General features: G+C 67.0%; 20 protein-coding genes and 1 other RNA gene. All 21 read left to right on the top strand.

All coding sequences use genetic code 11. The annotated features are described in order from the left end of the window. The first annotated feature begins 1 nt into the window (after position 1). The 21 genes from WFK98_RS13415 to WFK98_RS13315 all read left to right on the top strand — a co-directional run bounded on the left by WFK98_RS13415 (position 2) and on the right by WFK98_RS13315 (position 25,771). Entirely contained in the window at positions 2 to 784 is a 783-nt protein-coding gene (locus WFK98_RS13415; RefSeq protein WP_336800790.1) for an N-acetylmuramoyl-L-alanine amidase, read from the top strand. A 172-nt stretch (positions 785 to 956) separates the two neighbouring features. After that, the gene (locus tag WFK98_RS13410) at positions 957 to 1,457 is read left to right on the top strand and encodes a lytic transglycosylase domain-containing protein (RefSeq protein WP_266338446.1); all 501 of its coding nucleotides are present in this window, start codon (positions 957 to 959) and stop codon (positions 1,455 to 1,457) included. Between the two features lie 239 nt (positions 1,458 to 1,696). Beyond that, positions 1,697 to 2,088, top strand: an RNA gene (gene rnpB / locus WFK98_RS13405) — RNase P RNA component class A. 532 nt (positions 2,089 to 2,620) lie between these two features. Further along, complete coding sequence (locus tag WFK98_RS13400) at positions 2,621 to 3,094, top strand: division/cell wall cluster transcriptional repressor MraZ (protein WP_266338445.1); 474 nt, start codon at positions 2,621 to 2,623, stop codon at positions 3,092 to 3,094. Then, positions 3,091 to 4,125, top strand: a complete 1,035-nt coding sequence (gene rsmH, locus WFK98_RS13395; RefSeq protein ID WP_336800562.1) for a 16S rRNA (cytosine(1402)-N(4))-methyltransferase RsmH — start codon at positions 3,091 to 3,093, stop codon at positions 4,123 to 4,125. Before WFK98_RS13400 ends, rsmH begins: the two co-directional genes overlap by 4 nt. After that, a complete protein-coding gene (gene ftsL / locus WFK98_RS13390) occupies positions 4,125 to 4,568 on the top strand; it encodes a cell division protein FtsL (RefSeq protein WP_266338443.1) in 444 nt (147 codons plus the stop codon). Before rsmH ends, ftsL begins: the two co-directional genes overlap by 1 nt. Beyond that, the gene (locus tag WFK98_RS13385; RefSeq protein ID WP_266338442.1) at positions 4,565 to 6,298 is read left to right on the top strand and encodes a peptidoglycan D,D-transpeptidase FtsI family protein; all 1,734 of its coding nucleotides are present in this window, start codon (positions 4,565 to 4,567) and stop codon (positions 6,296 to 6,298) included. Before ftsL ends, WFK98_RS13385 begins: the two co-directional genes overlap by 4 nt. An 84-nt stretch (positions 6,299 to 6,382) precedes the next feature. Beyond that, positions 6,383 to 7,843, top strand: coding sequence for a UDP-N-acetylmuramoyl-L-alanyl-D-glutamate--2,6-diaminopimelate ligase (locus WFK98_RS13380; RefSeq protein WP_336800561.1), 1,461 nt, complete (start codon positions 6,383 to 6,385; stop codon positions 7,841 to 7,843). After that, the gene (locus tag WFK98_RS13375; RefSeq protein WP_336800560.1) at positions 7,840 to 9,291 is read left to right on the top strand and encodes a UDP-N-acetylmuramoylalanyl-D-glutamyl-2,6-diaminopimelate--D-alanyl-D-alanine ligase; all 1,452 of its coding nucleotides are present in this window, start codon (positions 7,840 to 7,842) and stop codon (positions 9,289 to 9,291) included. Before WFK98_RS13380 ends, WFK98_RS13375 begins: the two co-directional genes overlap by 4 nt. Then, the gene (gene mraY / locus WFK98_RS13370; protein ID WP_266338439.1) at positions 9,291 to 10,376 is read left to right on the top strand and encodes a phospho-N-acetylmuramoyl-pentapeptide-transferase; all 1,086 of its coding nucleotides are present in this window, start codon (positions 9,291 to 9,293) and stop codon (positions 10,374 to 10,376) included. Before WFK98_RS13375 ends, mraY begins: the two co-directional genes overlap by 1 nt. A gap of 7 nt (positions 10,377 to 10,383) precedes the next feature. Further along, complete coding sequence (gene murD, locus WFK98_RS13365) at positions 10,384 to 11,784, top strand: UDP-N-acetylmuramoyl-L-alanine--D-glutamate ligase (protein ID WP_336800559.1); 1,401 nt, start codon at positions 10,384 to 10,386, stop codon at positions 11,782 to 11,784. Further along, entirely contained in the window at positions 11,784 to 12,944 is a 1,161-nt protein-coding gene (gene ftsW / locus WFK98_RS13360; RefSeq protein ID WP_266338437.1) for a putative lipid II flippase FtsW, read from the top strand. The genes murD and ftsW overlap by 1 nt, the downstream gene beginning before the upstream one ends. A gap of 4 nt (positions 12,945 to 12,948) precedes the next feature. Then, positions 12,949 to 14,067 carry an undecaprenyldiphospho-muramoylpentapeptide beta-N-acetylglucosaminyltransferase gene (gene murG / locus WFK98_RS13355; protein ID WP_336800558.1) on the top strand — a complete coding sequence of 373 codons (1,119 nt, stop codon included), beginning with the start codon at positions 12,949 to 12,951 and terminating at the stop codon, positions 14,065 to 14,067. 3 nt (positions 14,068 to 14,070) lie between these two features. After that, on the top strand, positions 14,071 to 15,483 hold the full coding sequence (murC, locus tag WFK98_RS13350) for a UDP-N-acetylmuramate--L-alanine ligase (protein WP_336800557.1): 1,413 nt from the start codon (positions 14,071 to 14,073) through the stop codon (positions 15,481 to 15,483). An 89-nt stretch (positions 15,484 to 15,572) separates the two neighbouring features. Continuing rightward, positions 15,573 to 18,335: an autotransporter outer membrane beta-barrel domain-containing protein gene (locus tag WFK98_RS13345; protein WP_336800556.1), complete on the top strand. Its 2,763-nt coding sequence runs from the start codon at positions 15,573 to 15,575 to the stop codon at positions 18,333 to 18,335. A gap of 140 nt (positions 18,336 to 18,475) precedes the next feature. Further along, entirely contained in the window at positions 18,476 to 19,399 is a 924-nt protein-coding gene (locus WFK98_RS13340) for a D-alanine--D-alanine ligase (RefSeq protein WP_336800555.1), read from the top strand. Further along, on the top strand, positions 19,396 to 20,304 hold the full coding sequence (locus WFK98_RS13335; protein WP_266338432.1) for a cell division protein FtsQ/DivIB: 909 nt from the start codon (positions 19,396 to 19,398) through the stop codon (positions 20,302 to 20,304). The genes WFK98_RS13340 and WFK98_RS13335 overlap by 4 nt, the downstream gene beginning before the upstream one ends. A 29-nt stretch (positions 20,305 to 20,333) precedes the next feature. Then, a complete protein-coding gene (gene ftsA, locus WFK98_RS13330) occupies positions 20,334 to 21,626 on the top strand; it encodes a cell division protein FtsA (RefSeq protein ID WP_336800554.1) in 1,293 nt (430 codons plus the stop codon). A gap of 99 nt (positions 21,627 to 21,725) precedes the next feature. Then, the gene (gene ftsZ, locus WFK98_RS13325; RefSeq protein ID WP_266338430.1) at positions 21,726 to 23,498 is read left to right on the top strand and encodes a cell division protein FtsZ; all 1,773 of its coding nucleotides are present in this window, start codon (positions 21,726 to 21,728) and stop codon (positions 23,496 to 23,498) included. Between the two features lie 266 nt (positions 23,499 to 23,764). Continuing rightward, positions 23,765 to 24,715, top strand: a complete 951-nt coding sequence (gene lpxC / locus WFK98_RS13320) for a UDP-3-O-acyl-N-acetylglucosamine deacetylase (protein ID WP_336800553.1) — start codon at positions 23,765 to 23,767, stop codon at positions 24,713 to 24,715. 216 nt (positions 24,716 to 24,931) lie between these two features. Beyond that, positions 24,932 to 25,771, top strand: coding sequence for an outer membrane protein assembly factor BamD (locus WFK98_RS13315; protein WP_266338661.1), 840 nt, complete (start codon positions 24,932 to 24,934; stop codon positions 25,769 to 25,771). Positions 25,772 to 25,788: the final 17 nt, after the last annotated feature.

The raw sequence follows: 25,788 nt of genomic DNA, 5'->3' as shown, positions 1-25,788 counted from the left end.
CATGGAGAGAGACGTGCCTGACGCAGCCCTGCCGGATGCCAAGCTGCCGGGTGTGGCATGGCGGCCTTCGCCCAATTTCGGACCGCGCGTCGGCGGCGCGCCGATCGACATCCTGATCCTGCACTATACGGACATGAAGACGGCCGAGGCGGCGATCGGCCTGTTGAGCGACCCGGCCTCCAACGTCTCCTGCCACTATGTCGTCGGCGAGGACGGAACCATCACGCAACTGGTCGCCGAGGCGGATCGCGCCTGGCATGCCGGCGTCTCTTCGTGGCATGGCGCGACCGATATCAACTCCCGGTCTGTCGGAATCGAGATCGCCAACCTGGGCCATGACCATGGCTACCCCGATTTTCCCGACGAACAGATCGATGCGGTGATCGCACTTGCCTGCGACATTTGCGCTCGACACGGCATTCGTCCGGAACGAATCCTTGCTCACTCCGATGTTGCGCCCGCGCGGAAGCGCGACCCAGGCGAGAAGTTCCCATGGGGCCGCCTGGCTTCTGCCGGGCTCGGTCATTTCGTCGAGCCGGAACCGATTCGGGGCGGTCGTTTTTTTAGCATCGGTGAAAGTGGCGCGCCGATCGAGGCGCTGCAGGCGATGCTGGCGCTGTACGGCTATCCCATTCAGATCTCTGGAACTTACGATCAGGAGACGGAACAGGTCGTCACCGCGTTCCAGCGCCACTTCCGGCCCGAAAGGGTTGATGGAATTGCCGATTCTTCGACGATTGTGACGCTGCACCGTCTCGCTCGGGCGTTGTCCGACAAGGCCTGAGTTCCCCAGCGGCAGCTCGAAACTGTTCAGCCGGCAAATTATTTTGCCTGGCCGTTCGGGCGATCACGGAATGTTAAAGCCTGTAACCTGATTTCAGTTCGGGTGCCCCAATTCGGGACTCTTGGGCAACGAAAGGTGCCGCCATCGTCAACGATGTGAGTTACCCCCAGGTATGAAGAAGTTTTGCGTACTCGCCCTGACCGCCCTCGTCGCCACTAGCGGTCTCGCCATTGCTCCGGCGTCGGCCAAGTCTGGCCGACTGCTCAAGTCGAACGAAACGCGTATCGCCTCAGCCGACCGCAGCAGCTTCGATGATCTGATCCGCACCCACGCCGCGGCGAACAACGTTCCCCTGTCACTCGCCCACGCCGTCATCACCGTCGAGAGCAACTACAAGCCCAACATGACGGGCAGCGTCGGCGAGATCGGCCTGATGCAGGTCCGCCTGCAGACGGCTCGCGGCATGGGCTACAAGGGCTCGGCCAAGGCCCTCTACGACCCGGCCACCAACATCCGCTACGGCATGATGTATCTCGGCCAGGCCCGCAAGCTCGCCGGCGGCGATCTTTGCGGCACCATCCTGAAGTACAATGGCGGCCATGGCGCCACGCGCATGACCAAGGGCCCGCTGCGCTATTGCGGCAAGGTCCAGCAGATCATGGCTTCGAACTAAGTTCGGACGTGGTCGGGGCGGTCTCGGCCGAAGCCTCTCGTGTTGCAGCGTTCGCTAGTGCGGGCGCGTACGGGGAGGACGAAAGACTGCCAGGCTCGATGTCGCCCGCCTTCGCGGGTGCCGCCTGAATCAGTTGCGGGCCGACAGGCCTCCTGACCGCCTTCAATGTCGGGTGCGGGGAACGACTTCCCCCTCCTTGGGCTTGACCCGCACCCGTCGCCCCCCTAAGCCCCGCATTGCCAGTCGGCCGGACGACCGCTGCTGCAGGATCGAAAGGTCGCAGGGGAGGAAAGTCCGGGCTCCATGGAAACACGGTGCCGGGTAACGCCCGGCGGGGGCGACCCCAGGGAAAGTGCCACAGAAAGCAAACCGCCCGAGCGTTCGCGCCACGGGTAAGGGTGAAAGGGTGGGGTAAGAGCCCACCGCGGTCCCAGCAATGGGAACGGCACGGTAAACCCCACCGGGAGCAAGACCGAATAGGGGTGACGCGGGCGTGAGCCCAGCCTGTTTCCAGGCCGGTCACCCGGGTTGGTCGCACGAGGCGTCCGGCAACGGACGTCCAAGATGAATGGTCGTCACGCGGCGGTTCGCCGCCGCCCTACAGAACCCGGCTTACAGGCCGACTGGCATTCTTTCTTCCCCTGATTGTCGATCCGCATCGCCGGCCCCGCCGCGATGCCGTCCCGCGCGCGCCCTTGCCGGCCGCGCCGCGCCCGCAAGGGCCGCCCGCCGGATGGGAGCGCCTCCCACCACGGCTCCCGATCCCCGCCGCGATCGCCTCGTCGCCGCCGGATGCTGGCCATTCCCATCGCCCCGCAAAATTAGGCCTTGGAAAAGTGCCGTGCCCGAACGGCCGAAATCATACGGATTCCTTATGCCCGCGCCGTCAAAAGCTACGGAAAATTAAGCTTAACCCGGTGTGATACGGGCGGTGGCGCCTGCCTGTCGTGGGGGCCGATTCCATTGACGCCCATATTCACCCATGGTATCCCAAATCATCCCGGTTCGAGGGCACTGCGGTCGGCAAATTCCGGTCGATCTGTGGCGCCGCATGGCATGCCGGGATGTTGTTTCCAGTCCGCGTCCATTGAGTGTGTTCCCGGCTCGCTGCGCGGGCGGGCTTTCAATGGGCATTTTCAAGGGGAGCGCCGGCGCGAAAGGTGATGGAGGAATTCGTTTCGACCTTCACCAACAGGCTGGACTCGAAGGGGCGGGTGTCGATCCCGGCATCGTTCCGCTCCGTGCTGGCGCGCGACGGCTTCGAGGGGCTCTATTGCTGTCCGACGCTGGACCAGAACGCGGTGGATGCGGGCGGCAATCGCCTCGTCAGCCAGATCCGCGCCAGCCTGACGCTGTTCGAGCCCTTCTCCGAGGACCACGAATTCCTCTCGACGACGCTGATCGGCGAGAGCGAGGTGCTGAGGATCGACCCGGAGGGGCGCGTGGCGCTGTCCGAGGTGATCAAGGCCCATGCCGGCATCGGCGACACCGTGACCTTCGTCGGTCAGGGCTACAAGTTTCAGATCTGGGAACCGGAGCGTTTCGTCGCCTATCGGGACGAGGCCAAGAACCGCGTGCGCGAATTGCGCCGCCGGCTTGGCGCGGGTCCGCGTTCCTCCGGAGGCGCGGAATCATGACGACCGGTGACGGCTCGAAGGGCGGCATCGCCGGCGGATCCGACCGCCACGTTCCCGTGTTGCTCGCCGAGGTGATCGAGCATCTCGCGCCCGTGGCCGGCGGCGTCGTCATCGACGGCACCTTCGGCCTCGGCGGCTACAGCCGCGCCATCCTCGACGCCGGCGCTTCGGTGATCGGCATCGACCGCGATCCGAACGCGATCGCCGACGGCCAGGCGCTCGTCGCCGAATATCAGGGCCGGCTGCAACTCGTGCATGGCCGCTTCGGCGATCTCGACGCGATCGCGGCAGGGCAGGGGCACGGGAAGGTCGACGGCGTCGTGCTCGATATCGGCGTTTCCTCGATGCAGCTGGACGAAGCCGAGCGCGGCTTTTCCTTCCGCTTCGACGGCCCGCTCGACATGCGCATGAGCCAGGAAGGGCCGAGCGCCGCCGACGTCGTCAACACGATGGAAGCGCGCGACCTCGCCCGCATCATCTCGGTGCTCGGCGAGGAGCGCCGGGCCGCCGCCGTCGCGCGCGCCATCACGCAGGACCGCGTCGCCAAGCCCTATCTGCGCACCAGCGAACTGGCCGGGCTGGTCGAGCGCGTCGTCGGCAAGAAGCCGACGGATCCGATCCATCCGGCGACCCGCACGTTCCAGGCGCTGCGCATCTACGTCAACCAGGAGCTCGACGAGCTCGGCCGGGCGCTGGCCGCCGCCGAGCGCGTGCTGAAGCCGGGCGGCCGCCTGGTCATCGTGTCGTTCCATTCGCTGGAAGACCGCATCGTCAAGCGCTTCCTGGCCGAACGCAGCGAGGTCCGGGCGGGCGGCTCGCGGCACATGCCCGAGCGCGTTCTCGCGGCGCCGACCTTCACGCTGGCGGTCAAGGGCGCGGTCGTCGCGGGCGACACCGAGACGGCGCGCAATCCGCGGGCTCGCTCGGCCAAGCTGCGCGCCGGCATCCGGACGGAGGCGCCAGCGCGGCCGTTCGACGCCGAGGCGGCCGGCGTTCCGGCACTACCTGAATTCAAAGTGGCGAGGTCGTAATGCTCCGGGCACTCAACGTCATCTGGGTTGCTTTGATGGTGGCCGGCGCCGTCGTCACCTATGCCATGAAGGATCGCGCTGGCCGCGCCGCCGATCACGTCATGGAGCTTCGCCGCGAGATCGTGCGCGAGAAGGACATGATGAACATCCTGCAGGCGGAGTGGAGCGTGCTCGACCAGCCGTCCCGTCTGCAGGACCTCGTCCAGCGCTATGGCTCCTATCTGCACCTCGCGCCGCTCGACGTGCGCCAGCTCGCCAGCATCGAGGACGTGCCCGACAAGCCGATCGAGGTTCCGGGCGCCTCGCTCGACCGCATGATCACCAGCGGCGTCGCCAAGTCGGGCGCCGCGAAGCCGATCGTCGCCAAGCCCACCACGGCGCAGGCAAGCGTCGCCAAGCCCCGTCCCCGTGACATCGTGGCTCAAACGGGAGCGAACCCATGACGATGACGCTGACCGACCGTCCCGGCATGTTCAGCCCCGCCAATGGCGGGCGTCATGTCGCGCTGAAGGGAGCGAGCAAGGCGCGCCACGACCAGACCCGCAGCCGCATCGCGCTGACCATGGTCGCCTTCATGCTCGTCTATGGCGTCATCGGCGGCCGTCTCGTCATGCTCGGCATGAGCGACCAGGCCGGCTCCGCCGCCCGCGGCAGCGCGGCCCAGGCGGTCGCGACCGCGCGTCCCAACATCGTCGACCGCAATGGCGAGATCCTCGCCACCGACATCAAGACCGCCTCGCTCTTCGCCGAGCCGAACAAGATCGTCGACCCCGACGAGGCGACCGAACTGATCACCAGCGTCCTGCCGGACCTCGACGCGGCGCAGCTGCGCAAGAAGCTGTCGACGCAGGCCGGCTTTGTCTGGGTCAAGCGCGAGATCACGCCGAAGCAGCAGTCCGAGATCCACAATCTCGGCATTCCCGGCGTCGGCTTCCTGACCGAGAACCGCCGCTTCTATCCGGGCGGCCCGGCCGCGGCCCATATCGTTGGCCTCGTCAACATCGACAATCAGGGCATTGCCGGCATCGAGAAGGCGATCGACGAGCGCGGCCTTGGCGATCTGCATGGCGCGGGCTTCGCCATGAAGGGCGCCGACATGCAGCCGGTGAAGCTGTCGATCGACATGCGCGTCCAGCACATCCTGCGCGACGAGCTCGTCGGCGCGATGCAGCGCTACCAGTCGGTCGCCGCCATGGGCGTCATCCTCAACGCCAAGACCGGCGAGGTCATGGCGATGGCGTCACTGCCCGATTTCGACCCGAACACGCCGACCGACGCCAACAAGCCGGACCGGCTGAACCGCCTGACCGCCGGCACCTTCGAGCTCGGCTCGGTGTTCAAGAGCTTCACCTTCGCGATGGCGCTTGATTCCGGCCGCGTGAAGATGACGGACAGCATCGACGCGCGCTTCCCGATCCATGTCGGCCGCAACGTCATCCGCGACTTCCACGCCAAGGCGCGCTTCCTGACGGTGCCGGAGATCTTCCAGTATTCGTCCAACATCGGTACGGCCAAGATGGCGCTCGCCGTCGGCCAGGAGGAGCAGCAGGCCTATCTGAAGAAGTTCGGCCTCTCGACCCGGCTGAAGACCGACCTTCCCGAAGTCGCGACGCCGCAGGTGCCGAAGCGCTGGAGCCAGGCGACGCAGCTGACCGTCTCCTTCGGCCACGGCATCGCCATCACGCCGATGCAGGCGGCCGTCGCCGATGCGGCGCTGGTCAATGGCGGCCACCTTCTGACGCCGACCTTCTTCCCGCGCACGCAGGAAGAGGCGATGGCCGACTCCACGCAGATGGTGTCGAAGAAGACGAGCGACGAGATGCGCTGGTTGTTCCGCTTCAACGCCGTCAAGGGCTCCGGCCGCAATGCCGACGTCCCCGGCTATGTCGTCGGCGGCAAGACCGGCACGGCCGAGAAGATCGCCAACGGGCGCTATGTCGAGGGCCATTACCTGAACTCGTTCCTGTCGGCCTTCCCGATGGACGATCCGGAATATGTCATGCTGATCTCGATCGACGATCCGAAGCCGGAGAAGCCCGGCCTGCCGGCGCTCGCGGCCTGGAACGCCGCGAATGTCAGCTCCAACGTCATCCGTCGTGCCGCCGCAATTCTGGGCGTCCAGCCGCGCAGCGAGAACGAAAGCCACCCCGACGCCATGCTTGTGTCGTATTGAGGTTCGAAGAGCGGGCCTTTGGAAGGGCCTGCGCGCCCCATACCTGGCGCGAAACAGGAACGATCGGGAGGGTTCGACCCCAGAATGCGGCTCGGTGATCTAGCTTCGAACGACTTCTCGCTTTCCGCCGATCAGGCGGAGATCGAGATTTCCGGCCTTACGGCGGACAGCCGCGCTGTCGAGCCGGGCATTCTGTTCGCGGCGCTGAAGGGCGTGGCGGCGGATGGCGCCCGCTTCGCGCCGGATGCGGTGAAGCGGGGCGCTGCGGCCATCGTCTGCGGTCCCGACTCGGTCCTTCCCGACGATCTCGGCGTGCCGGTGCTGCGCGCCGCCGATCCGCGCATCGCGCTGGCGCATCTCGCCGCCCGCTTCTATCCCCTGCAGCCGGAAAACCTGGTCGCCGTCACCGGCACCAGCGGCAAGACCTCGGTCGCCGCCTTTGTCCGCCAGATCTTCGAGATCGCCGGCAGGAAGTCCGCCTCGATCGGCACCATCGGCGTCGTCTCGCCCGACGGTTCCGACTATGGCAGCCTGACCACGCCCGATCCGATCCAGCTTCACCGGATCCTCGACCGGCTGGCTCGCCAGGGCGTCACCCACGCGGCGCTCGAGGCGTCGAGCCACGGCCTCGATCAGCATCGGCTCGACGGCGTTCGCCTGACGGCGGCGGCCTTCACCAATCTCGGCCGCGACCACATGGATTATCATCCGACGGTCGAGCACTATCTCGAGGCCAAGCTCAAGCTGTTCGGCAATCTCCTGCCGGAAGGCCGCACCGCCGTCGTCGACGCGGACGGTCCCTATGCGAAGGCGGTCATGGACGTGGCGCGCCGCCGCGGGCAGCGCCTGATCGATGTAGGCCGGGCAGGGCGGTCGATTCGCCTCGTCAAGGACGAGCCCGATCTCTACAGCCAGTCGCTCGAGCTCGACGTCTTCGGCACGCCGATGCATGTCCGCCTGCCGCTCGCCGGCGGTTTCCAGGTTTCGAACGCCCTCGTCGCTGCCGGCCTCGCCATCGGCGCGGGCATCGAGCCGCGCATCGCCATCGAGGCGCTCGGCTCGCTCGTCGGCGCCCCGGGACGGCTGGAGCGGGTCGGCGTCACCGACAAGGGCGCGCTCGTCTTCATCGACTACGCCCATAAGCCCGACGCGCTCGACCATGCGCTCGGCGCGCTGCGGCCGATGACCCGCAAGCGGCTCTTCGTGGTCTTCGGCGCCGGCGGCGACCGCGATGCCGGCAAGCGGCCGCTGATGGCCGAGGCGGCCCGGCGCAATGCCGACGTGGTGATCATTACCGACGACAATCCCCGTTCGGAGGATCCGGCCCGCATCCGCGCCGAGATCCTGGCCGGCGCGCCCGATTCCATCGTCATCCCCGATCGTCGCACCGCCATCCTGGAGGCCGTCGCGATGCTGGGCGAGGGCGACGTGCTCTGCGTCGCCGGCAAGGGCCACGAGACCGGGCAGATCGTCAACGGCGTCGTGCTGCCCTTCTCCGACCACGAGGTGGTCGCCGCGGCGCTCGCCGCGGAGGCGCGCACATGACCGAAAAGCTCTGGAACTTCGACGATTTCGTCGCCGGCATGAAGGGGCGTCCGACCGCCGTCGGCCCGGCGATCACCGGCATCTCGATCGACAGCCGGACCGTCCAGCCGGGTGACGCCTTCTTCGCCATTCGCGGCGACCGCTTCGACGGGCACCGCTTTGTCGGCGCCGCCGCCGGCCATGGCGCGACCGTCGCGGTGGTCGCGGCGGACCAGCTCGCCGGCCTCGGCCGGATGACGATTCCGCTGGTCGTCGTGCAGGACGTGCTGGAAGGGCTGCAGGATCTTGCCCGCGCGTCGCGCGCCCGCTCGACCGCCCGCATCGCCGCGGTGACCGGTAGCGTCGGCAAGACCTCGACCAAGGAGATGCTTGGCCATGTGCTTGCCGCGCAGGGGCCGACCCACTTCTCGCCGGCGTCGTTCAACAATCACTGGGGCGTTCCGCTGACCCTGTCGCGGATGCCGGCCGATGCCCGCTTCGCCGTGTTCGAGATCGGCATGAACCATGCCGGCGAGATCACCCCGCTGGTGGCGCAGGTTCGGCCGCATGTCGCCATCATCACCAACATCGAGGCCGTGCACCTCGAATTCTTCCCCGACGGCGTCGACGGCATCGCCCGCGCCAAGGCGGAGATATTCTCCGGTGTCGAGCCGGGCGGGGCCGCCATCCTGAATGGCGACAGCCCGCAGTTCGAGCGGCTGGCGCTGCTCGCCATGGACGCCGGCATCGACAATGTCCTGTCGTTCGGCACGGGCCGCGACGCAGACGCGCGGCTCGAAGCCCTCGACATGCAGGCGGACCACTCGCGCGTCAGCGCCCGCATCCTCGACCAGCTGGTCGAATTCACCATCGGCGCGCCGGGTCGCCATCTCGTCCAGAATTCGCTCGCGGTGCTGTTGGCGGTATCGAAGCTTGGCGGCGATGTCGCCGAGGCGGCGGCCGCGCTTGGCGGGCTTTCCGCGCCGAAGGGGCGCGGCGCCCGTCACCGCCTCGCGATCGGCCAGGGCGATGCGACGCTGATCGATGAGAGCTACAACGCCAGCCCGACCTCCATGCGCGCGGCGATCACCGTCCTGGCGCAGGCGCGGACGGCCGGAGCCGGCCGTCGCATCGCCGTGCTCGGCGACATGCTGGAACTCGGCGACGACACGCTGAAACTGCACGCAGAACTGGCCGAGCCGCTCGTCGCGGCCGGTATCGACCGCGCCTATCTGGCGGGCCCGTCGATGCGAGCCCTCTGGGAGGCCTTGCCCGACGCCATGCGCGGCCATTATGCCGAAACGGCAAATGAGCTAGAGGCGATTCTCGTCGACGAGCTCGGCGCCGGCGATGTCGTGATGGTCAAGGGCTCGAATGGCAGCCGCATGGCTCCCATCGTCGAGACATTGAAGACCCGATTTACCCCGGCCCCCGTCGAGAGCGATCCCGCCACTGAAGGACCCGTCTGATGCTGTACCTGCTGGGGGATCTCTCCGCGCAATTCTCGGGCCTCAACGTCTTCCGCTACATCACCTTCCGTGTTGGCGGCGCGACGATGACGGCGCTGATCTTCGTCTTCCTGTTCGGCCCCGCCATCATCCGCGGGCTCAAGCTCAAGCAGGGCAAGGGCCAGCCGATCCGCGAGGACGGGCCGCAGAGCCATCTCGTCACCAAGAAGGGCACGCCCACCATGGGCGGCCTGATGATCTTGTCCGGATTGATCGTCTCGACGCTGCTCTGGGCCAATCTCTCCAGCTTCTATGTCTGGACGGTGCTCGGCGTGACGGTCGGCTTCGGCCTGATCGGCTTCTATGACGACTATCTCAAGGTCACGAAGCAGAGCCACAAGGGCTTTTCCGGCCGTTCGCGCCTCGCCGTCGAGTTCGCCATCGCCGCTGTCGCCTGCATCGCCATCTCGCGCCTCTCGGCCGGGCCGCTCTCCGACGCGCTGACCTTTCCCTTCGTGAAGGGCTTCGTCATCGATCTCGGCTGGTTCTTCATTCCGTTCGGCGCCTTCGTCATCGTCGGCGCCGGCAATGCCGTGAACCTGACCGACGGCCTCGACGGCCTCGCCATCGTGCCGGTCATGGTCGCCACTGCCTCGTTCGGCGTCATGGCCTATCTCTCCGGCAACGCCATCTTCGCCGAATACCTGCAGATTCATTTCGTGCCCGGCACGGGCGAGCTCGCCGTGCTCTGCGGCGCGATGCTCGGCGCCGGCCTCGGCTTCCTCTGGTTCAACGCGCCGCCGGCGGCGATCTTCATGGGTGATACCGGCTCGCTCGCGCTCGGCGGCATGCTCGGCGCCATCGCCGTCGCTACCAAGCACGAGATCGTGCTCGCCATCGTCGGCGGCCTGTTCGTGCTCGAGGCGGCCTCGGTCATCATCCAGGTGCTGTCGTTCAAGCTGACCGGCAAGCGCGTCTTCAAGATGGCGCCGATTCATCACCATTTCGAACAGCTTGGCTGGACCGAGCCGCAGGTCGTGATCCGCTTCTGGATCATCGCGGTCGTGCTGGCCCTGATCGGCCTCTCCAGCCTGAAGATCCGGTAGCCACAGCATGACGCCGATCACCTCCTTCGCCGGCAAGTCGGTCGCGGTCTTCGGACTGGGCGGCAGCGGCCTCGTCACCGCGCAGGCGCTCGTCGCCGGCGGCGCGGAGGTCTCGGCCTGGGACGACAAGGCGGAGTCCGTCGCCAAGGCGGCCGCGGTCGGCATCCCGACCGTCGACCTGCGCGGGCTGGATTTCTCTCGCGTCGACGCGCTGGTGCTGTCGCCGGGCGTGCCGCTGACCCACCCGAAGCCGCACTGGACCGTCGAACTCGCCAAGGCGGCCGGCGTCGAGATCATCGGCGACATCGAGCTCTTCTGCCGCGAGCGGCGGGCGATTGCCCCGTCGGCGCCCTTCATTGCCATCACCGGCACCAACGGCAAGTCTACGACGACGGCCCTGATCGCCCATCTCTTCCGCGTCGACGGCTGGGACGTGCAGCTCGGCGGCAATATCGGCACGGCGATCCTCTCGCTGGATCCGCCCGCCAAGGATCGTATCCACATCGTTGAGTGCTCGTCGTTCCAGATCGACCTGGCCCCGACCATCGACCCGACCGTCGGCATCCTGCTGAACCTGACCGAGGACCATCTCGACCGGCACGACACGATGGAGCGCTATGCCGCCATCAAGGCGCGGCTGGTGCGCGGCGCCGGGACGGCGGTTGTCGGCGTCGACGACGACTGGTGCTCGACCATCGCGTCGGATCTCGACAAGCGCGGCGTGGCGGTCGAGCGGATCTCCGTGCGCCGGCCGGTCGCCAATGGCTATTTCGTCGACAAGGGACGCATCGTCGAGGCCGACGACGCCGTCATCCGCGAGGTCGCGAATCTCGACGGCATCGGATCGCTGCGCGGCGCCCACAATGCGCAGAACGCTGCCGCGGCGATCGCGGCGGCGCGCGCGCTGAGCATCTCCGAGGCCGAGATCGTCGAGGGGTTGAAGAGCTTTCCGGGCCTCGCCCATCGTATGGAGCGTGTCGCGCGGATCGACCGGGCGCTGTTCGTCAACGACAGCAAGGCGACCAATGCAGACGCCGCCGAGAAGGCACTGGCGAGCTATGACCGCATCTACTGGATTGCCGGCGGCAAGCCGAAAACCGGCGGCATCACCAGCCTCGCCTCGTATTTTCCCCGGATCGCCAAAGCCTATCTGATCGGTGACGCGGCGGAGGAATTCGCGGCGACGCTGGCGGGCAAGGTCGAGACGGTGATGTCAGGTACGATGGATGTCGCGGTCGCCGATGCGGCCCGCGACGCGGCGACGGACGGCGCGGCGGAGCCTGTGGTGCTGCTGTCGCCAGCCTGTGCGTCCTACGATCAATATTCCAATTTCGAGCAGCGCGGCGATCACTTCCGCTCTCTCGTCCTGGCGCTCGACGGCGCCAAACCGTTCGTGGAGGTCAAGTGATGGTCAGCCGGGCCGATCGCAGCGTCTTCGCCGAATGGTGGTGGACGGTCGACAAGTATCTCCTGTTCGGGCTGCTCGCCCTGATGATCGGCGGCGTCGTGCTGTCGCTCGCCGGCAGCCCGCCCGTGGCCGAGCGCATCGGTCTCGACAGCTTCCACTTCGTGAAACGCCACGTGATGTTCATGGTGCCGACGATCGCCATCATGATCGGCACTTCCTTCCTGTCGCCGCGCAACGTCCGCCGCACGGCGCTGATCGTCTTCGCGATCTCGGTCGTGCTGATGTTCGCGACGCTGTTCATCGGCCAGGAAGTGAAGGGCGCCCGGCGCTGGATCAACATCCTCGGCTTCTCGCTGCAGCCGTCCGAATTCGTCAAGCCGGCCTTCCTGGTGCTGTCGGCCTGGCTCTTCACCGAGAATTCGCGCCGCAACGATATCCCGGGCAACATCTTCGCCATGCTGCTGCTGGCGATCGTCGCCGCGCTGCTGGTGGCGCAGCCGGACCTCGGCCAGACCATGCTGGTCGTCATCGCCTGGTCGGCCGTGTTCTTCATGGCGGGCCTCTCCTGGTTCTGGATCGCCGGCCTCGCCGGTCTGGCCGCTCTCGGCATCGTCGCCGCCTATACGGTGTTCCCGCACTTCGCCGGCCGCATCAACCGCTTCCTCGATCCCGGCGCCGGCGACACCTTCCAGGTCGATACCGCGCTGAACTCGGTGATCCACGGCGGCTGGCTCGGCCGGGGACCGGGCGAGGGCGTCGTCAAGCGCATCCTGCCGGATAGCCATACCGACTTCATCTTCGCCGTCGCGGCCGAGGAATTCGGCATCATCCTCTGCATGGGGCTCGTGCTGATGTTCGGTTTCGTCGTCGTGCGCGGCCTGAGCCACAGCCTCAAGAACGAGGATGCCTTCGTGCGCCTCGCCTCCGCCGGCCTGCTGGTGCTGTTCGGCGTGCAGTCGGTCATCAACATGGCGGTGAATCTGAACCTGATGCCGGCCAAGGGCATGACGCTGCCGTTCATCTCCTATGGCGGTTCGTCCATGCTGGCGCTCGCCTTCCAGATGGGCCTCGTGCTGGCGCTGACGCGCCGTCGCTTCGAGCCCGCGCGCCTGACCGCCGGCTTCAGCCGCTTCGCCACCACCCGGCCGAAGGCAGCCTGACGCGATGAACAGGACGATCCTGCTTTGCGCCGGCGGAACGGGCGGCCATCTGTTCCCCGCCGAGGCGCTCGCCTACGCGCTGAAGGATCGCGGCTGGTCCGTGCATCTGGCGACGGATCATCGCGCCGAGACCTACGGCCAGAACTTTCCGGCCGACGAGACGCATATCATCCGCTCCGCGACCCCTTCGGTGAAATCGCCCAAGGTGCTGCTGGCGGCGGCCTGGAGCCTCTGGCAGGGCTATCGGCAGTCGAAGGCGATGCTGAAGCGGCTGCGGCCCGCCGCCGTGGTCGGATTCGGCGGCTATCCGACGGTGCCGCCGCTTCTGGCGGCGGTGCATCTGCGCATCCCGTCCGTCGCGCATGACGCCAATGCCGTGCTCGGCCGCGCCAACCGGCTGCTGGCGTCGCGGGTCAGCGCGGTCGCGACCAGCTTTCCGGAGGTCGGCCATGCCGACGCGGCCAGCGGCAAGGTCGTGCAGACCGGCAATCCCGTCCGGCAGATGGTGATCGACGCCAGCAAGCTTCCCTATCCGGCCCAGCCGGAAGGCGGCCCGCTGAAGCTCGTCGTCTTCGGCGGCAGCCAGGGCGCGCGCTTCTTCTCCGACCTCTTGCCCGAGGCGCTCGCCAAGCTCGACGCTGCTTCGCGCGCCCGGCTTTCGATCGTCCAGCAGTGCCGGCCGGAGGACATGGACCGTGTCCGCACCGCCTATGACAGGCTCGGCGTCACGGCGGAACTGGCGTCGTTCTTCAAGGACATGCCAGCGCGGATCGCCGCGAGCCATCTCGTCGTCTCCCGCTCGGGCGCATCGACCGTGTGTGAACTCGCCGTCATCGGCCGGCCCGCCATCATGGTGCCGCTTCCCGGCGCCATCGATCAGGACCAGAGCGCCAACGCGCTCGTCCTCGCCAGGGCGGGCGGCGGCTGGGTCGTCCCGCAGGCCGAGTTGACAGCCGACCGCCTGGCGCGCGAATTGACCGCTTTCCTGGCCGAGCCGGGCCGTCTGGCCCAGGCGGCGGCCGCAGCAAGATCCGTCGGACGCCCCGACGCCGTTGAACGCCTGGTCGACCTGGTCGAGCGCGTTGCCGGCGGAAAGCGCCCCGACGGATCCACCGGAGTTTAAGTCATGAAAATGCCCCGCGACATCGGGTCGGTCCATTTCGTCGGCATCGGCGGCATCGGCATGAGCGGCATCGCCGAGGTGCTGGTCAATCTCGGATACCGGGTGCAGGGATCGGACACGGCCGAGAACGCCAATGTCCAGCGCCTGAAGGCGAAGGGCGTCGCCGTCGCGGTCGGCCATGACGCCGCCAATCTCGGCGATGCGCGGGTCGTCGTCGTCTCCTCGGCCATCAAGGCCAGCAATCCCGAGCTGAAAGCCGCCCGCGAGCGGCTGCTGCCCGTCGTGCGCCGCGCCGAGATGCTGGCCGAGCTGATGCGCCTGAAGAGCGCCATCGCCATCGCCGGCACGCATGGCAAGACCACCACCACCTCCATGGTGGCGGCGCTGCTCGACGCCGGCGGCTTCGACCCGACCGTCATCAATGGCGGCATCATCAACGCCTATGGCACCAATGCCCGCATGGGCGACAGCGACTGGGTCGTCGTCGAGGCGGACGAGAGCGACGGCACCTTCGTCAAGCTGCCGGCCGACGTGGCGCTCGTCACCAATATCGATCCCGAGCATCTCGACCACTACGGCACCTTCGACAAGGCGCGCGACGCCTACAAGCAGTTCATCGAGAACATCCCGTTCTACGGCTTCGCCGTGATGTGCCTCGACCATCCGGAAGTGCAGTCGCTGATCGGCAGGATCGAGGACCGGCGCATCATCACCTATGGCGCCAACCCGCAGGCCGACATCCGCTATGGCAATCTGCGCAACGAGGGCGGCAAGTCGATCTTCACCGCCAGCATCCGCGACCGCGTGACCGGCGAGACCGCGGAGCTGGTGGACCTCGTGCTGCCGATGCCGGGCGAGCACAATGTGCAGAACGCGACCGGCGCCATCGCCGTGGCGCATCACCTGGGCATTTCCAACGACGCGATCCGCAAGGGGCTGGCGGCGTTCGGCGGCGTCAAGCGCCGCTTCACCCATACCGGCTCCTGGAACGGCGTCGAGGTGTTCGACGATTACGGCCACCATCCGGTCGAGATCGCCGCCGTGCTGAAGGCGGCGCGCGCCTCGACCAAGGGACGGGTGATCGCCGTCGTCCAGCCGCATCGCTATACCCGTCTGCGCGACCTGTTCGACGGCTTCTGCACCTGCTTCAACGATGCCGACACCGTTCTGGTGGCGCCCGTCTATGCCGCCGGCGAAACGCCGATCGAGGGCATCGACAGCGACCATCTCGTCGATGGTCTGCGGGTTCGCGGCCACCGCGACGCCCGCGCGCTCGAAGGCCCGCAGGCGCTCGCCGCCGAGATCGCCGCGATCGCCAAGCCGGGCGACTATGTCGTCTGCCTCGGCGCCGGCTCGATCACCAGCTGGGCCTATGCTCTGCCGGGCGAGTTGGAGGCGCTCGCCGCGCTCGCCTGACTGGCCCCGGTTCCCGCTGCCGGGGGCTGTTGTCCGATTGTCATGTTGAATCCGTAAAGCACCCCGGTTGTCATACCGGGGGCTTTGACGTGATCAGGAATTTCTCTTCCGTAAGCTGGGTGGCGCTTGCCGCGACTGGCGCGCTCGCCACGATGTCCAACGCCGCCTATGGCACGGACACCACGGTCGTCGCCGGCACGCCGCGCACGACGTCGCTGAACATGGCCGGCGCGGATACGCTGACGGTCCAGACGGGTGGCAGCTTCCAGACGAGCGGCACCGCCGTCACCATCAACGGCGCCTCGACGACGCTTTCGATCGACAATGCCGGAACGATCAAGTCGACCACCGGCCGCGCCATTCGCCTCAATGACAGCACGGTCAACAACAGCCATTCGCTGACCGTCACGAACCGTTCCTCCGGACTGATCGAGAGCAATGGCGACGACGCCTTCCAGATCAGCAATCCGCTCTATGGCGGCACGGTGCTGGTCGAGAACTACGGCACGATCACCTCGACGGCGAGCCGCGCCATCAATTTCAATGCGGCGACCGGCGGCACGATCACCATCAACAACTACGCCACCGGCGTGATCAGCGCCGCCACCGGTGCCGACGTGATGCGGCCGGGCGAGAACGCCACGATCAACAACTACGGCAAGATCCAGTCGTCGGCGAATGCCAACAGCTTCAGCGGCGACGGCATCGACTTCCAGGACAAGGGCGGCGGCGCCGTCAACAACTTCACCGGCGGCCTGATCGAGGGCTCGAAGCACGGCATCACCGGCGACCTCGGCGCGACGGTCGTCAACGAGGCCGGCGCGACCATCCGCGGCCGCAACGGCTCCGGCATCAATTTCGACACGTCCGGAACGGCGGCGCCGGTTTCGGTGATCAACTACGGCCTGATCTCCGGTGAGGCGCAGGTCACGAGCTCGACCGACACGGACGGCGACGGCGTCGACGTCGACGGTCTCGTCGCGATCGAGAATTACGGCACGATCCAGGCGCTCGGCGCGCGCGGCTACAAGGACGGCGTGCTGACCGACCCGAACATCTCGGACGGCATCTCTGCCGGCGGCGGCACGATCAACAACTATGCCGGCGGCCTCATCTACAGCGTCCAGCGCGGCATCCTGATCGACGACAGCGAGGGCGGTGCCGCCTTCGGCGCCACCGCCATCATGAACGAAGGCGAGATCGTCAGCGACATCGGCCAGGCGATCACGCTGACGGGCGACTGGAACGACACGCTGATCAACAAGGGCGAGATCGTCGGCGACGTGCTGATGGGCGGCGGCGACGATATCGTCACGCTCTATGCCGGCCAGTCGATCGACGGATTGCTCGACGGACAGGCCGGTTCGAATACGCTGACGCTGGTCGACTACGGCACTTCGACGGTTGGCTCGCTCGACAATTTCCAGACGCTCAACGCCTCCATCGCCGGCAATGGCGACCATGGCCAGCTCGACGTCGATGGCGTTGCCACGCTGGACGGCGGCACGATCGCGCTGACGACCGAGAGCGGCCCCTACACGCTCGGCAGCACCTATACGCTGATCAACGCGACCGGCGGTATCGAGGGAACGCGCTACAGCAGCGTCACGACCTCGTCCGACTTCCTGTTCATCGATCCGACGCTGGGCGGCGACGCCAACACGGTTTCGGTGACGCTCGACCGCAACGACGTCGCCTTCGCGGATGTCGCCAACACCGACAACCAGCGGGCCGTCGCCAATGCGATCGACGCCGCCAACGGCACCGGCGAGCTCTATCGCTGGGTGTTCGGCGCCGAGGATCCGGTCGCGCTGGCGAACTCCTTCGCCTCGCTCGACGGCGAGATCCATGCCGACGTCACCGGCGCGCTGGCCCAGCAGTCGATGCAGGCCGAACTCGCCATCCTGTCGCGACTGTCGCGGATCGGCGGCGCCAAGGCGCCGGCGGCGGACGCCGCCCCGCTCGCCTATGGCGAGGAGCCGAAGGCGAAGGGCACCTCGGCCTTCAGCGCGCTGGCGCCGGCCGACATGGGCTATTCCACCTGGACGCAGGCCTTCGGTTCCTGGGCGTCGACGAATGGCGACGGCAATGCCGCCGGCGTCGACACCAATCTGGGCGGCGTGCTGGTCGGCGTCGACCTGACCGGCGAGGGCTATACGCTCGGCGTCGCCGGCGGCTACAGCCGCGGCTCGACCGACGCCGACGATCTCGCCTCGTCGGCCGATATCGACACCGGCCTGCTCGCCCTCTATGGCGGCGCCGGCTTCGACAAGCTGCGGCTGCGCGGCGGCGCCTCGATCGCCTGGAGTTCGATCGATACCAAGCGCACCACCACGATCGGCGATGTCGTCGAGCGGCCGGAAGCGTCCTATGACGCGACCACGGCCAATCTGTTCGCCGAGCTCGGCTACCAGACGCAGTTCGGCGCCGCGACGATCGAGCCCTTCGCAGGCCTCGGCTGGGTAAATGTCGATGCCGACGGCTTCACCGAGAGCAATGCGCCGGTGACGGGGCTCCGCTCCGACGGCGCCTCGTTCAACACGTTCTACACGACGCTCGGCGTCCGGGCCTCGACCGAGGTCGTGGTCGGGGGCGTCAAGGTCGCGCCGCGCGGCATGGTCGGCTGGCGTCATGCCGCTGACGACGTGCCGGAGGCGGCGCTCGCCTTCACCGGCACGGGCACCGGCTTCACGGTCGACGGCGCGCCGATCGCCCGCGACAGCCTGCTGCTCGAAGCCGGCCTGGACGTTGCGGTGAATGCCAATGTCAATCTCGGGTTGACCTATGCCGGCTCGTTCGGCGACGGCGTCACCTCGAACGCGGTGAAGCTCAACGGCGAGATCAAGTTCTGACGCGACCGATTGACTCAGCCGGGATGGCGGCCCCGCGGCGGGCCGCCATTTTTAAAGTGAACGCCTTCGCTTGGTTAACGCTTCTTTACCATTTTTCGTAGATATTCCGACCGATACGATTCGGTTGGAAGGAATGCGTTTTGGCGAAGCATGTCGCCGTCCTGATGGGCGGGTGGTCCAGTGAACGGCCGGTGTCGCTCAATTCGGGGAACGGCTGCGCCGACGCGCTGGAGCAGGCCGGCTATCGCGTCACCCGCGTCGATGTCCAGCGCGACATCGCCGAGGTGCTGGCGAAGCTGAAGCCCGACGTCGCCTTCAACGCCCTGCATGGTCCCTATGGCGAGGATGGCTCGATCCAGGGCGTCCTCGAGATCCTCGGCATTCCCTATACGCATTCCGGCGTGCTCGCCTCGGCGCTCGCCATGAACAAGGCGCGCGCCAAGGATGTGATGCAGGCGGCCGGCATTCCCGTTGCCGACTCGCTGCTGGTGCATCGCCTCGAGGCCGCCCGCGCCCACGCGATGGAGCCGCCCTATGTCGTCAAGCCGGTGGCGGAAGGGTCTAGCTTCGGCGTGCTCATCGTCCGCGAGGACGCGATTAACCCGCCTCAGCAATTATTTGCGGATGACTGGGCCTTCGGGGACACGGTCATGGTGGAGCGTTACGTCGGCGGCCGCGAGCTCACCTGTGGCGTCAGGGGTGACGAAGCCTTTGATATCATTGAACTCGTGACGGCCGAGGGCGGCTGGTACGACTATGATTCCAAGTATTCCGCCAACGGCGCGCGCCACGTTATTCCGGCGCCGCTTTCACCAAATATTTACCAAAGTATACAGAATCTAGCGGTACGGGCGCATCGGGCTCTCGGGTGTCGCGGCATCAGCCGGGCGGACTTCCGATATGACGATCGCCCCGGCGGAACGGGGCAACTCGTCTGTCTCGAAGTGAACACCCAGCCGGGCATGACGGCGACGTCGCTGGTCCCGGATATGGCGCGACACGCCGGAATTGATTTTCCGGCACTGGTCAGTTGGATGGTGGAGGACGCGTCTTGCGGCAGATGAGCCCGAGATCGACCAAGGAAGCGGCGGGCGATGCGCCGGCAACGGAGCTCGGCTCCGGCCGGAGGCTGTCGCCCTGGCTGCATCGGCGTATCCGCGCGCTCTCCCGGATCAACTGGCGGGTGCCGCGCCATGCCGGACTGAAGGGCACGTTCCTTCTGTTCGCCGCGACCGGCATCGCCGGCGTGGTCTCGGCCGATCGCGTCGACGAGACGCTGACCTGGATCAGCTCGGCCTCGGGGCTCGCGATCGATTCCGTCCGCATCACCGGCCAGACCGAGACCTCTGAAATCGCGGTGCTGAACCGCCTCGAGCTGGCGCCGGAAGCCTCGCTCGCGACCTTCGATCTGGCCGCCGCGCGCGAGCGCGTCGAGACGCTGCCCTGGGTCGAGAACGCGACGCTGCGCAAGATCTATCCGGCGACGCTCAAGATCACCATCAACGAGCGTAAGCCCTATGTGCTGTGGCAGCGTGACCAGACCGTCTCGGTCATCGACGAGTCGGGCCGTGTCATCGGCGACGCGTCGGACACCCATTACCAGGATCTGATCCGCGTGGTGGGGCAGGGCGCCGACAAGCGCGCCGGCGAGGCCATCGCGCTGGCTGGCGCCGCCTCCGCAATCCGCGACCGACTGCGGGCCGCCGTACTGATCTCGGAGCGTCGCTGGAATCTCGTCCTCGACAATGGCGTCACGCTGATGCTGCCACAGGACAAGCCGGAAGCGGCGCTGCAGGTGATCGCGGCGCTCGACGCCAAGGACGGGCTGCTGTCGAAGGATATCGTCAGCGTCGACCTGCGCCTCGCCGACCGGATGTTCGTGCGCCTGACGCCGGAAGCGGCGGCGCGCCGGACGGCCGAGATCAAGGAACGCGAGAAGCTCGCCAAGCGTAAGGGAGCGAGCACCTGATGTCCCTTTTTGTGTCCTCCGACAGTCGCATGCGCCCCCTGCCCACCAAGAAGAGCACCGTCGTCTCCATCCTTGATGTCGGTTCGTCGAAAGTCTGCTGCCTGATCGCCCGGCTGAAGCCGCGCGAGGTCGGCGACGTGCTGCCCGGCCGCACCCATGCGGTCGAGGTTCTCGGCATCGGCCACCAACGGTCGCGCGGCATCAAGTCGGGCGTTGTCGTCGACCTCGACAAGGCCGAGCAGGCGATCCGCCTCGCGGTCGACGCCGCGGAACGCATGGCGGGCGTGACGGTCGAATCGCTTATCGTGAACGTCTCCTGTGGCCGCCTGGCGAGCGAGGCGTTTTCCGCCAGCGTAGCGCTGGCCGGCCATGAAGTGGTGGAGGCGGACATCAAGCGGGTTCTGGCAGCCGGACGCGAGCATTCCGTGACGGACGACCGTTCGGTCATCCACTCTCTGCCGATCGGCTATGCCATCGACGGCAATGGCGGCATTCGCGATCCGCGCGGCATGCTGGGCGAGCGCCTCGGCGTCGACATGCATGTCGTCACCGGCGAGACCGCGCCGCTGCGCAATCTCGAACTCGCCATCGGCCGCTGCCATCTCTCGGTCGAGGCCATGGTCGCGACGCCCTATGCCTCGGGTCTTTCGGCGCTCGTCGACGACGAGACGGAGCTGGGCGTCGCCTGCGTCGATCTCGGCGGCGGCACGACGACGATCTCCGTCTTCATGGACGGCCAGTTCGTCCATACCGACGCGATCGCCATCGGCGGCCAGCACGTCACCACCGACATCGCCCGCGGCCTGTCGACCCGGATCGAGGACGCCGAGCGTCTGAAGACCATGCATGGCAGCGCGCTGCCGAGCGTGTCGGACGATCGCGACATCCTTTCGGTCCCGCCGATCGGCGACGACGACCGCGACCTGCCCAACCAGATTCCGCGCTCGGCGCTGACGCGCATCATCCGCGCGCGCATCGAGGAAATCCTGGAACTCGTCCGTGACCGGCTCAACGCCTCCGGATTCCAGACCATGGTAGGCCGGCGCATCGTGCTTACGGGCGGCGCCAGCCAGCTGACAGGCATTACCGAGGCGGCGCGGCGGATTCTTGCCCGCAATGTCCGGCTCGGTCGTCCGCTCGGCGTAACGGGTCTGCCGGAGGCGGCGCGCGGGCCGGCCTTCTCGGCCGCGGTGGGTCTCCTGATCTATCCGCAGGTCGCGCAGATCGAGCAGGTATCCGCGATGCGGGGGCATCGGTTGGCCATGACCGGGACGGGGGGCTACTTCTCCCGTTTCGGCCACTGGTTTCGTGAAAGTTTCTAAGAAGCAACAGATGGGGCGCCCGCGGCGGGGCGCTTCAATTTGATGGAAAATATGGTCGGGGCACGCCACCGGCTTAGGGGTCAAGACGACGAGGTCACTATGACGATCAACCTGAAAATGCCGGACATTACTGAGCTGAAGCCCAAGATCACGGTCTTTGGCGTCGGCGGTGCGGGTGGCAACGCCGTCAACAACATGATTCGCTCGGGCCTTGAGGGCGTCGAGTTCGTCTGCGCCAACACCGACAGCCAGGCGCTGATGTCGGCCCGCGCCGAGCGACTGATCCAGATGGGCGTCGCCGTCACCGAGGGGCTCGGCGCCGGCTCGATGCCGGATGTCGGCCGCGCGGCTGCCGAGGAAGTCATTGACGAGATCAACGACCATCTCGCTGGCTCGCACATGGTGTTCGTCACCGCCGGCATGGGCGGTGGCACCGGCACCGGGGCGGCCCCGGTCATCGCCCGCACGGCGCGTTCGCACGGTATCCTGACCGTCGGCGTCGTCACCAAGCCGTTCCAGTTCGAAGGCGCCCGCCGCATGCGCGTCGCCGAGGCCGGCATCAAGGAACTGCAGGAGAGCGTCGACACGCTCATCGTGATCCCGAACCAGAACCTGTTCCGGATCGCCAACGAGAAGACCACCTTCGCCGACGCCTTCGCGATGGCGGATCAGGTGCTCTATTCGGGCGTCGCCTGCATCACCGACCTGATGGTCAAGGAAGGCCTGATCAACCTCGACTTCGCCGACGTCCGTTCGGTGATGCGCGAGATGGGCAAGGCCATGATGGGTACGGGCGAAGCCTCGGGCGACCGCCGCGCGATCATGGCCGCCGAGGCGGCGATCGCCAACCCGCTGCTCGACGAGACCTCGATGCACGGCGCCCGCGGCCTGCTGATCTCGATCACCGGCGGCCGTGACCTGACGCTGTTCGAAGTCGACGAAGCCGCGACCCGTATCCGCGAGGAAGTCGATCCCGACGCCAACATCATCCTCGGCGCGACGTTCGAGGAAAGCCTCGAGGGCGTCATCCGCGTTTCGGTCGTTGCCACCGGCATCGAGTCGGACGCCAAGGACGAGGTCACGCCGGACCTGCGCACGCAGGAAATGGCTGCCCGCATGAAGGCCGCCGCCCAGGCAGCGGCTCCGACCGCGCCCGCTCCGCGCCCGGCCAATGTCCAGACCGAGTCGCGCGCTCCGCAGGCCCCGGCTCCGGCCTTCCGCCCCGCCGTCCCCCAGCAGGCGCCCGTGCAGCAGCACGCGCCGGCTCAAACTCCGGTGCGTGATCCTGGAGTAACGATTGCTCCGATGACGCCGCCGGCCGTCTCCTACGCCGAGGCCGAGCTCGACCACGAGTTCGACATGGTGCCGGCTCCGGTGCGCGACGATCACATTCCGGTCGCCCAGCCGTTCATCCCGCCGGCCGCCGAGGCGCCGACGGCGTCGCGCATGCCGCGTGTCGAGGACTTCCCGGTCGTCGCCCAGCGCGAGATGCAGGCGCAGCGCGCCGAGCCGCAGGCCCAGCAGGAAGAGGACCGCGGTCCGATGAGCCTGCTGCGCCGTCTGGCGCATGTAGGGCTTGGCCGTCGTGAGGAGGAAGCCGCCCCGCAGGTGAACCGCCAGCAGCCGGCCCCGCAGCAGCGCGCTCCCCAGCAGGGCAGCCCGCAGCAGCCGATCCGCCAGCCGCAGGCTCCGCAGGCCGGCTACGCCGCCGCTCCGCGCCAGCCGCAGCAGGCCCAGCCGCCGCGCGCTCCGCAGCAGCAGCAGGACTATCGCCCGCGCCAGGCCGAGCTTGACCAGCACGGCCGCGTGATGCCGCGCAACGAGGACGACCAGCTGGAAATCCCGGCCTTCCTCCGTCGCCAGGCGAACTGAGGCGTACCCAAGCAAGATCGAGGCCCGGCCCTGTCACAGCGCCGGGCCTCTTTCGTTAGAGGTCCGTGAACCACGTTACAGAAGGTTAGAAAGAGTGATTTGTTGACCGACCGGTCCACGCTCTATCTAGCATACACAACATGCTGACGAATCTGATGATTCCTGGTTGGCCGTTCTTCTGGTTCAAGGGATCAGTCGGGTCGGGACAGCCGGGGGCGGACCACAGAGCAGTCGGGAATTTTGACCAGCTCTCTCGGGGCGAATTGATGGCTAAACGACAGGGCATGCACCAGACCACGCTCCGCGATCGCGTCGAGGTTTCTGGCATTGGCGTGCATAGCGGCAAGCCCGTGGCAATGGCCCTCAACCCGGCCGAAGCCGACACGGGCATCGTGTTCCACCGGATCGATACTGCGAGCGGCGAGCCGATCCATGCCCGCATCGATCGCCTGCATGCGACCGACTCCTGCACGACCGTCGCCCTGAACTGCGTTTCCGTGTCGACCATCGAGCACCTGCTCGCGACCTTCAACGGCCTCGGCATCGACAATGTCGTGGTCGAGATCGACGCCGCCGAAGTTCCGATGATGGATGGCAGCGCGGCTGCCTTCGTCGACCTGGTCGATCAGACCGAGATTGTCACCCTTTCGGCGTCGCGCCGCTTCATCAAGGTTCTGAAGCCGGTCCGCATCGAGCATGCCGGCGGCTTCGCCGAACTGCTGCCGGCAGAGACCCGCCGTTTCGAGATCGACATCGACTTCAAGTCGCCGCTGATCGGCCGCCAGGCCTTCGTCGTCGACCTCGACGCCAATGTCTTCCGGCGCGATCTCGCACGCGCCCGGACGTTCGGTTTCCTGAAGGATGTCGAGTTCTACTGGTCCCGCGGCCTCGCGCTCGGCTCCTCGCTCGAGAACACCGTCGTGCTCGGCGACGACAAGGTCATCAATCCCGAGGGCCTGCGCTTCGCGGACGAGTTCGTCCGCCACAAGACGCTCGACGCCGTCGGCGATCTCGCGCTTGCCGGCGCGCCGATTCTCGGCGCCTACCGGTCCTATCGCGGCGGCCACATGATGAACGCCAAGATCGTCGAGACGCTGCTCGCCGATTCGGACGCCTGGACCTTCGTCGAGGGCGCGTCGGTGTCGAAGCGGGACTTCCAGCACGACCAGATGGCCGTCCGGCTGCCGGCCGCCGCCTTCGGTCCCGACAAGTCCTAGGCCGAAAAAGCGGCATATTCCGCACAGTCCGGATATTTCCGGGGCCGGGCGTTTCTCTGCCACGAAATTGCGGCAATGGGTTGCGACGGCTGGTGGCGTCATCGTGCTGTTTCCGCTAGAGAGGCTGCACCGCTTTGCCCCATCGAAAGAGGCGATGCCGGCTCGTGCCGGTTCGATGTGTGAATGAACGAAGTTAGCTCGATCCGCCCGTCGACCATTGCCGCCTTTGGCCGGTTCGGCTCCGTTACCCTGCGCGCCGTTGCGCTCTGCGCGCTCGTGGCCGTGGCGGGTTGCTCCCTGACCAAGGACGATGATTCGGTCGACGAGCCGGATATCCCGGCCGGCCAGATGTATAATCAGGGTCTGACCCTGATGCAGAACGGCAAGCTGAAGTCGGCGGCGAAGCAGTTCGAGCAGGTCGATCAGCAGCATCCCTATACGGAATGGGCCCGCAAGGCGCTGATCATGACCGCCTTCACCAATTATCGGCTCGGCAACTATGACGAGACGGTCAACTCAGCCAAGCGCTATATCTCGCTCTATCCTTCGAGCCCGGATGCCGGCTACGCGCAGTACATGATCGGCCAGTCTTACTTCAAGCAGATCCCGGAAGTGACGCGCGACCAGGACGCGACGAAGAAGGCGATCGCCGCCATGCAGGAGGTCGTCGACAAGTATCCGAACTCCGAATATGTCGACGACGCGCAGAAGGCGATCGTCGTGGCGCGCGACCAACTGGCCGGCAAGGAGATGCAGGTCGGCCGCTACTATCTCGAGCGCAAGGAATATCCGGCCGCGATCAACCGCTTCAAGGTTGTCGTGACCGACTACGCCAACACCCGCCATGTCGAGGAAGCGCTTTACCGCTTGACCGCGGCCTACTACGCCATGGGCATCGTCCCGGAAGCGCAGACCGCCGCGGCAGTGCTCGGCCACAACTTCCCGGATTCGCAGTGGTACAAGGACGCCTATTCGCTTCTCCAGACGGGCGGCGTGTCGCCGTCGGAGAACAAGGGCTCCTGGATCAGCCGTACCTTCCGCTCGATCACGGGCTAACAAGGGGACAGGGCGCG

This window comes from Kaistia sp. MMO-174 (genome assembly GCF_037147815.1).
GTDB lineage: Bacteria > Pseudomonadota > Alphaproteobacteria > Rhizobiales > Kaistiaceae > Kaistia > Kaistia nematophila.
Note: the sequence above shows the minus strand (reverse complement) of the source record. Positions and strands in the feature narration are given on the sequence as shown.

Bases quoted from the DNA above. Each gene is read 5' to 3' on its own strand.
- WFK98_RS13385 (WP_266338442.1), top strand. From the start codon at position 4,565: ATGACGATGACGCTGACCGACCGTCCCGGCATGTTCAGCCCCGCCAAT.
- murC (WP_336800557.1), top strand. From the start codon at position 14,071: ATGAAAATGCCCCGCGACATCGGGTCGGTCCATTTCGTCGGCATCGGC.
- WFK98_RS13335 (WP_266338432.1), top strand. From the start codon at position 19,396: ATGAGCCCGAGATCGACCAAGGAAGCGGCGGGCGATGCGCCGGCAACG.
- WFK98_RS13410 (WP_266338446.1), top strand. From the start codon at position 957: ATGAAGAAGTTTTGCGTACTCGCCCTGACCGCCCTCGTCGCCACTAGC.
- WFK98_RS13375 (WP_336800560.1), top strand. From the start codon at position 7,840: ATGACCGAAAAGCTCTGGAACTTCGACGATTTCGTCGCCGGCATGAAG.
- murD (WP_336800559.1), top strand. From the start codon at position 10,384: ATGACGCCGATCACCTCCTTCGCCGGCAAGTCGGTCGCGGTCTTCGGA.
- lpxC (WP_336800553.1), top strand. From the start codon at position 23,765: ATGGCTAAACGACAGGGCATGCACCAGACCACGCTCCGCGATCGCGTC.
- ftsW (WP_266338437.1), top strand. From the start codon at position 11,784: ATGGTCAGCCGGGCCGATCGCAGCGTCTTCGCCGAATGGTGGTGGACG.
- WFK98_RS13400 (WP_266338445.1), top strand. From the start codon at position 2,621: ATGGAGGAATTCGTTTCGACCTTCACCAACAGGCTGGACTCGAAGGGG.
- ftsL (WP_266338443.1), top strand. From the start codon at position 4,125: ATGCTCCGGGCACTCAACGTCATCTGGGTTGCTTTGATGGTGGCCGGC.
- murG (WP_336800558.1), top strand. From the start codon at position 12,949: ATGAACAGGACGATCCTGCTTTGCGCCGGCGGAACGGGCGGCCATCTG.
- WFK98_RS13380 (WP_336800561.1), top strand. From the start codon at position 6,383: ATGCGGCTCGGTGATCTAGCTTCGAACGACTTCTCGCTTTCCGCCGAT.
- mraY (WP_266338439.1), top strand. From the start codon at position 9,291: ATGCTGTACCTGCTGGGGGATCTCTCCGCGCAATTCTCGGGCCTCAAC.
- WFK98_RS13415 (WP_336800790.1), top strand. From the start codon at position 2: ATGGAGAGAGACGTGCCTGACGCAGCCCTGCCGGATGCCAAGCTGCCG.
- ftsA (WP_336800554.1), top strand. From the start codon at position 20,334: ATGCGCCCCCTGCCCACCAAGAAGAGCACCGTCGTCTCCATCCTTGAT.
- rsmH (WP_336800562.1), top strand. From the start codon at position 3,091: ATGACGACCGGTGACGGCTCGAAGGGCGGCATCGCCGGCGGATCCGAC.
- ftsZ (WP_266338430.1), top strand. From the start codon at position 21,726: ATGACGATCAACCTGAAAATGCCGGACATTACTGAGCTGAAGCCCAAG.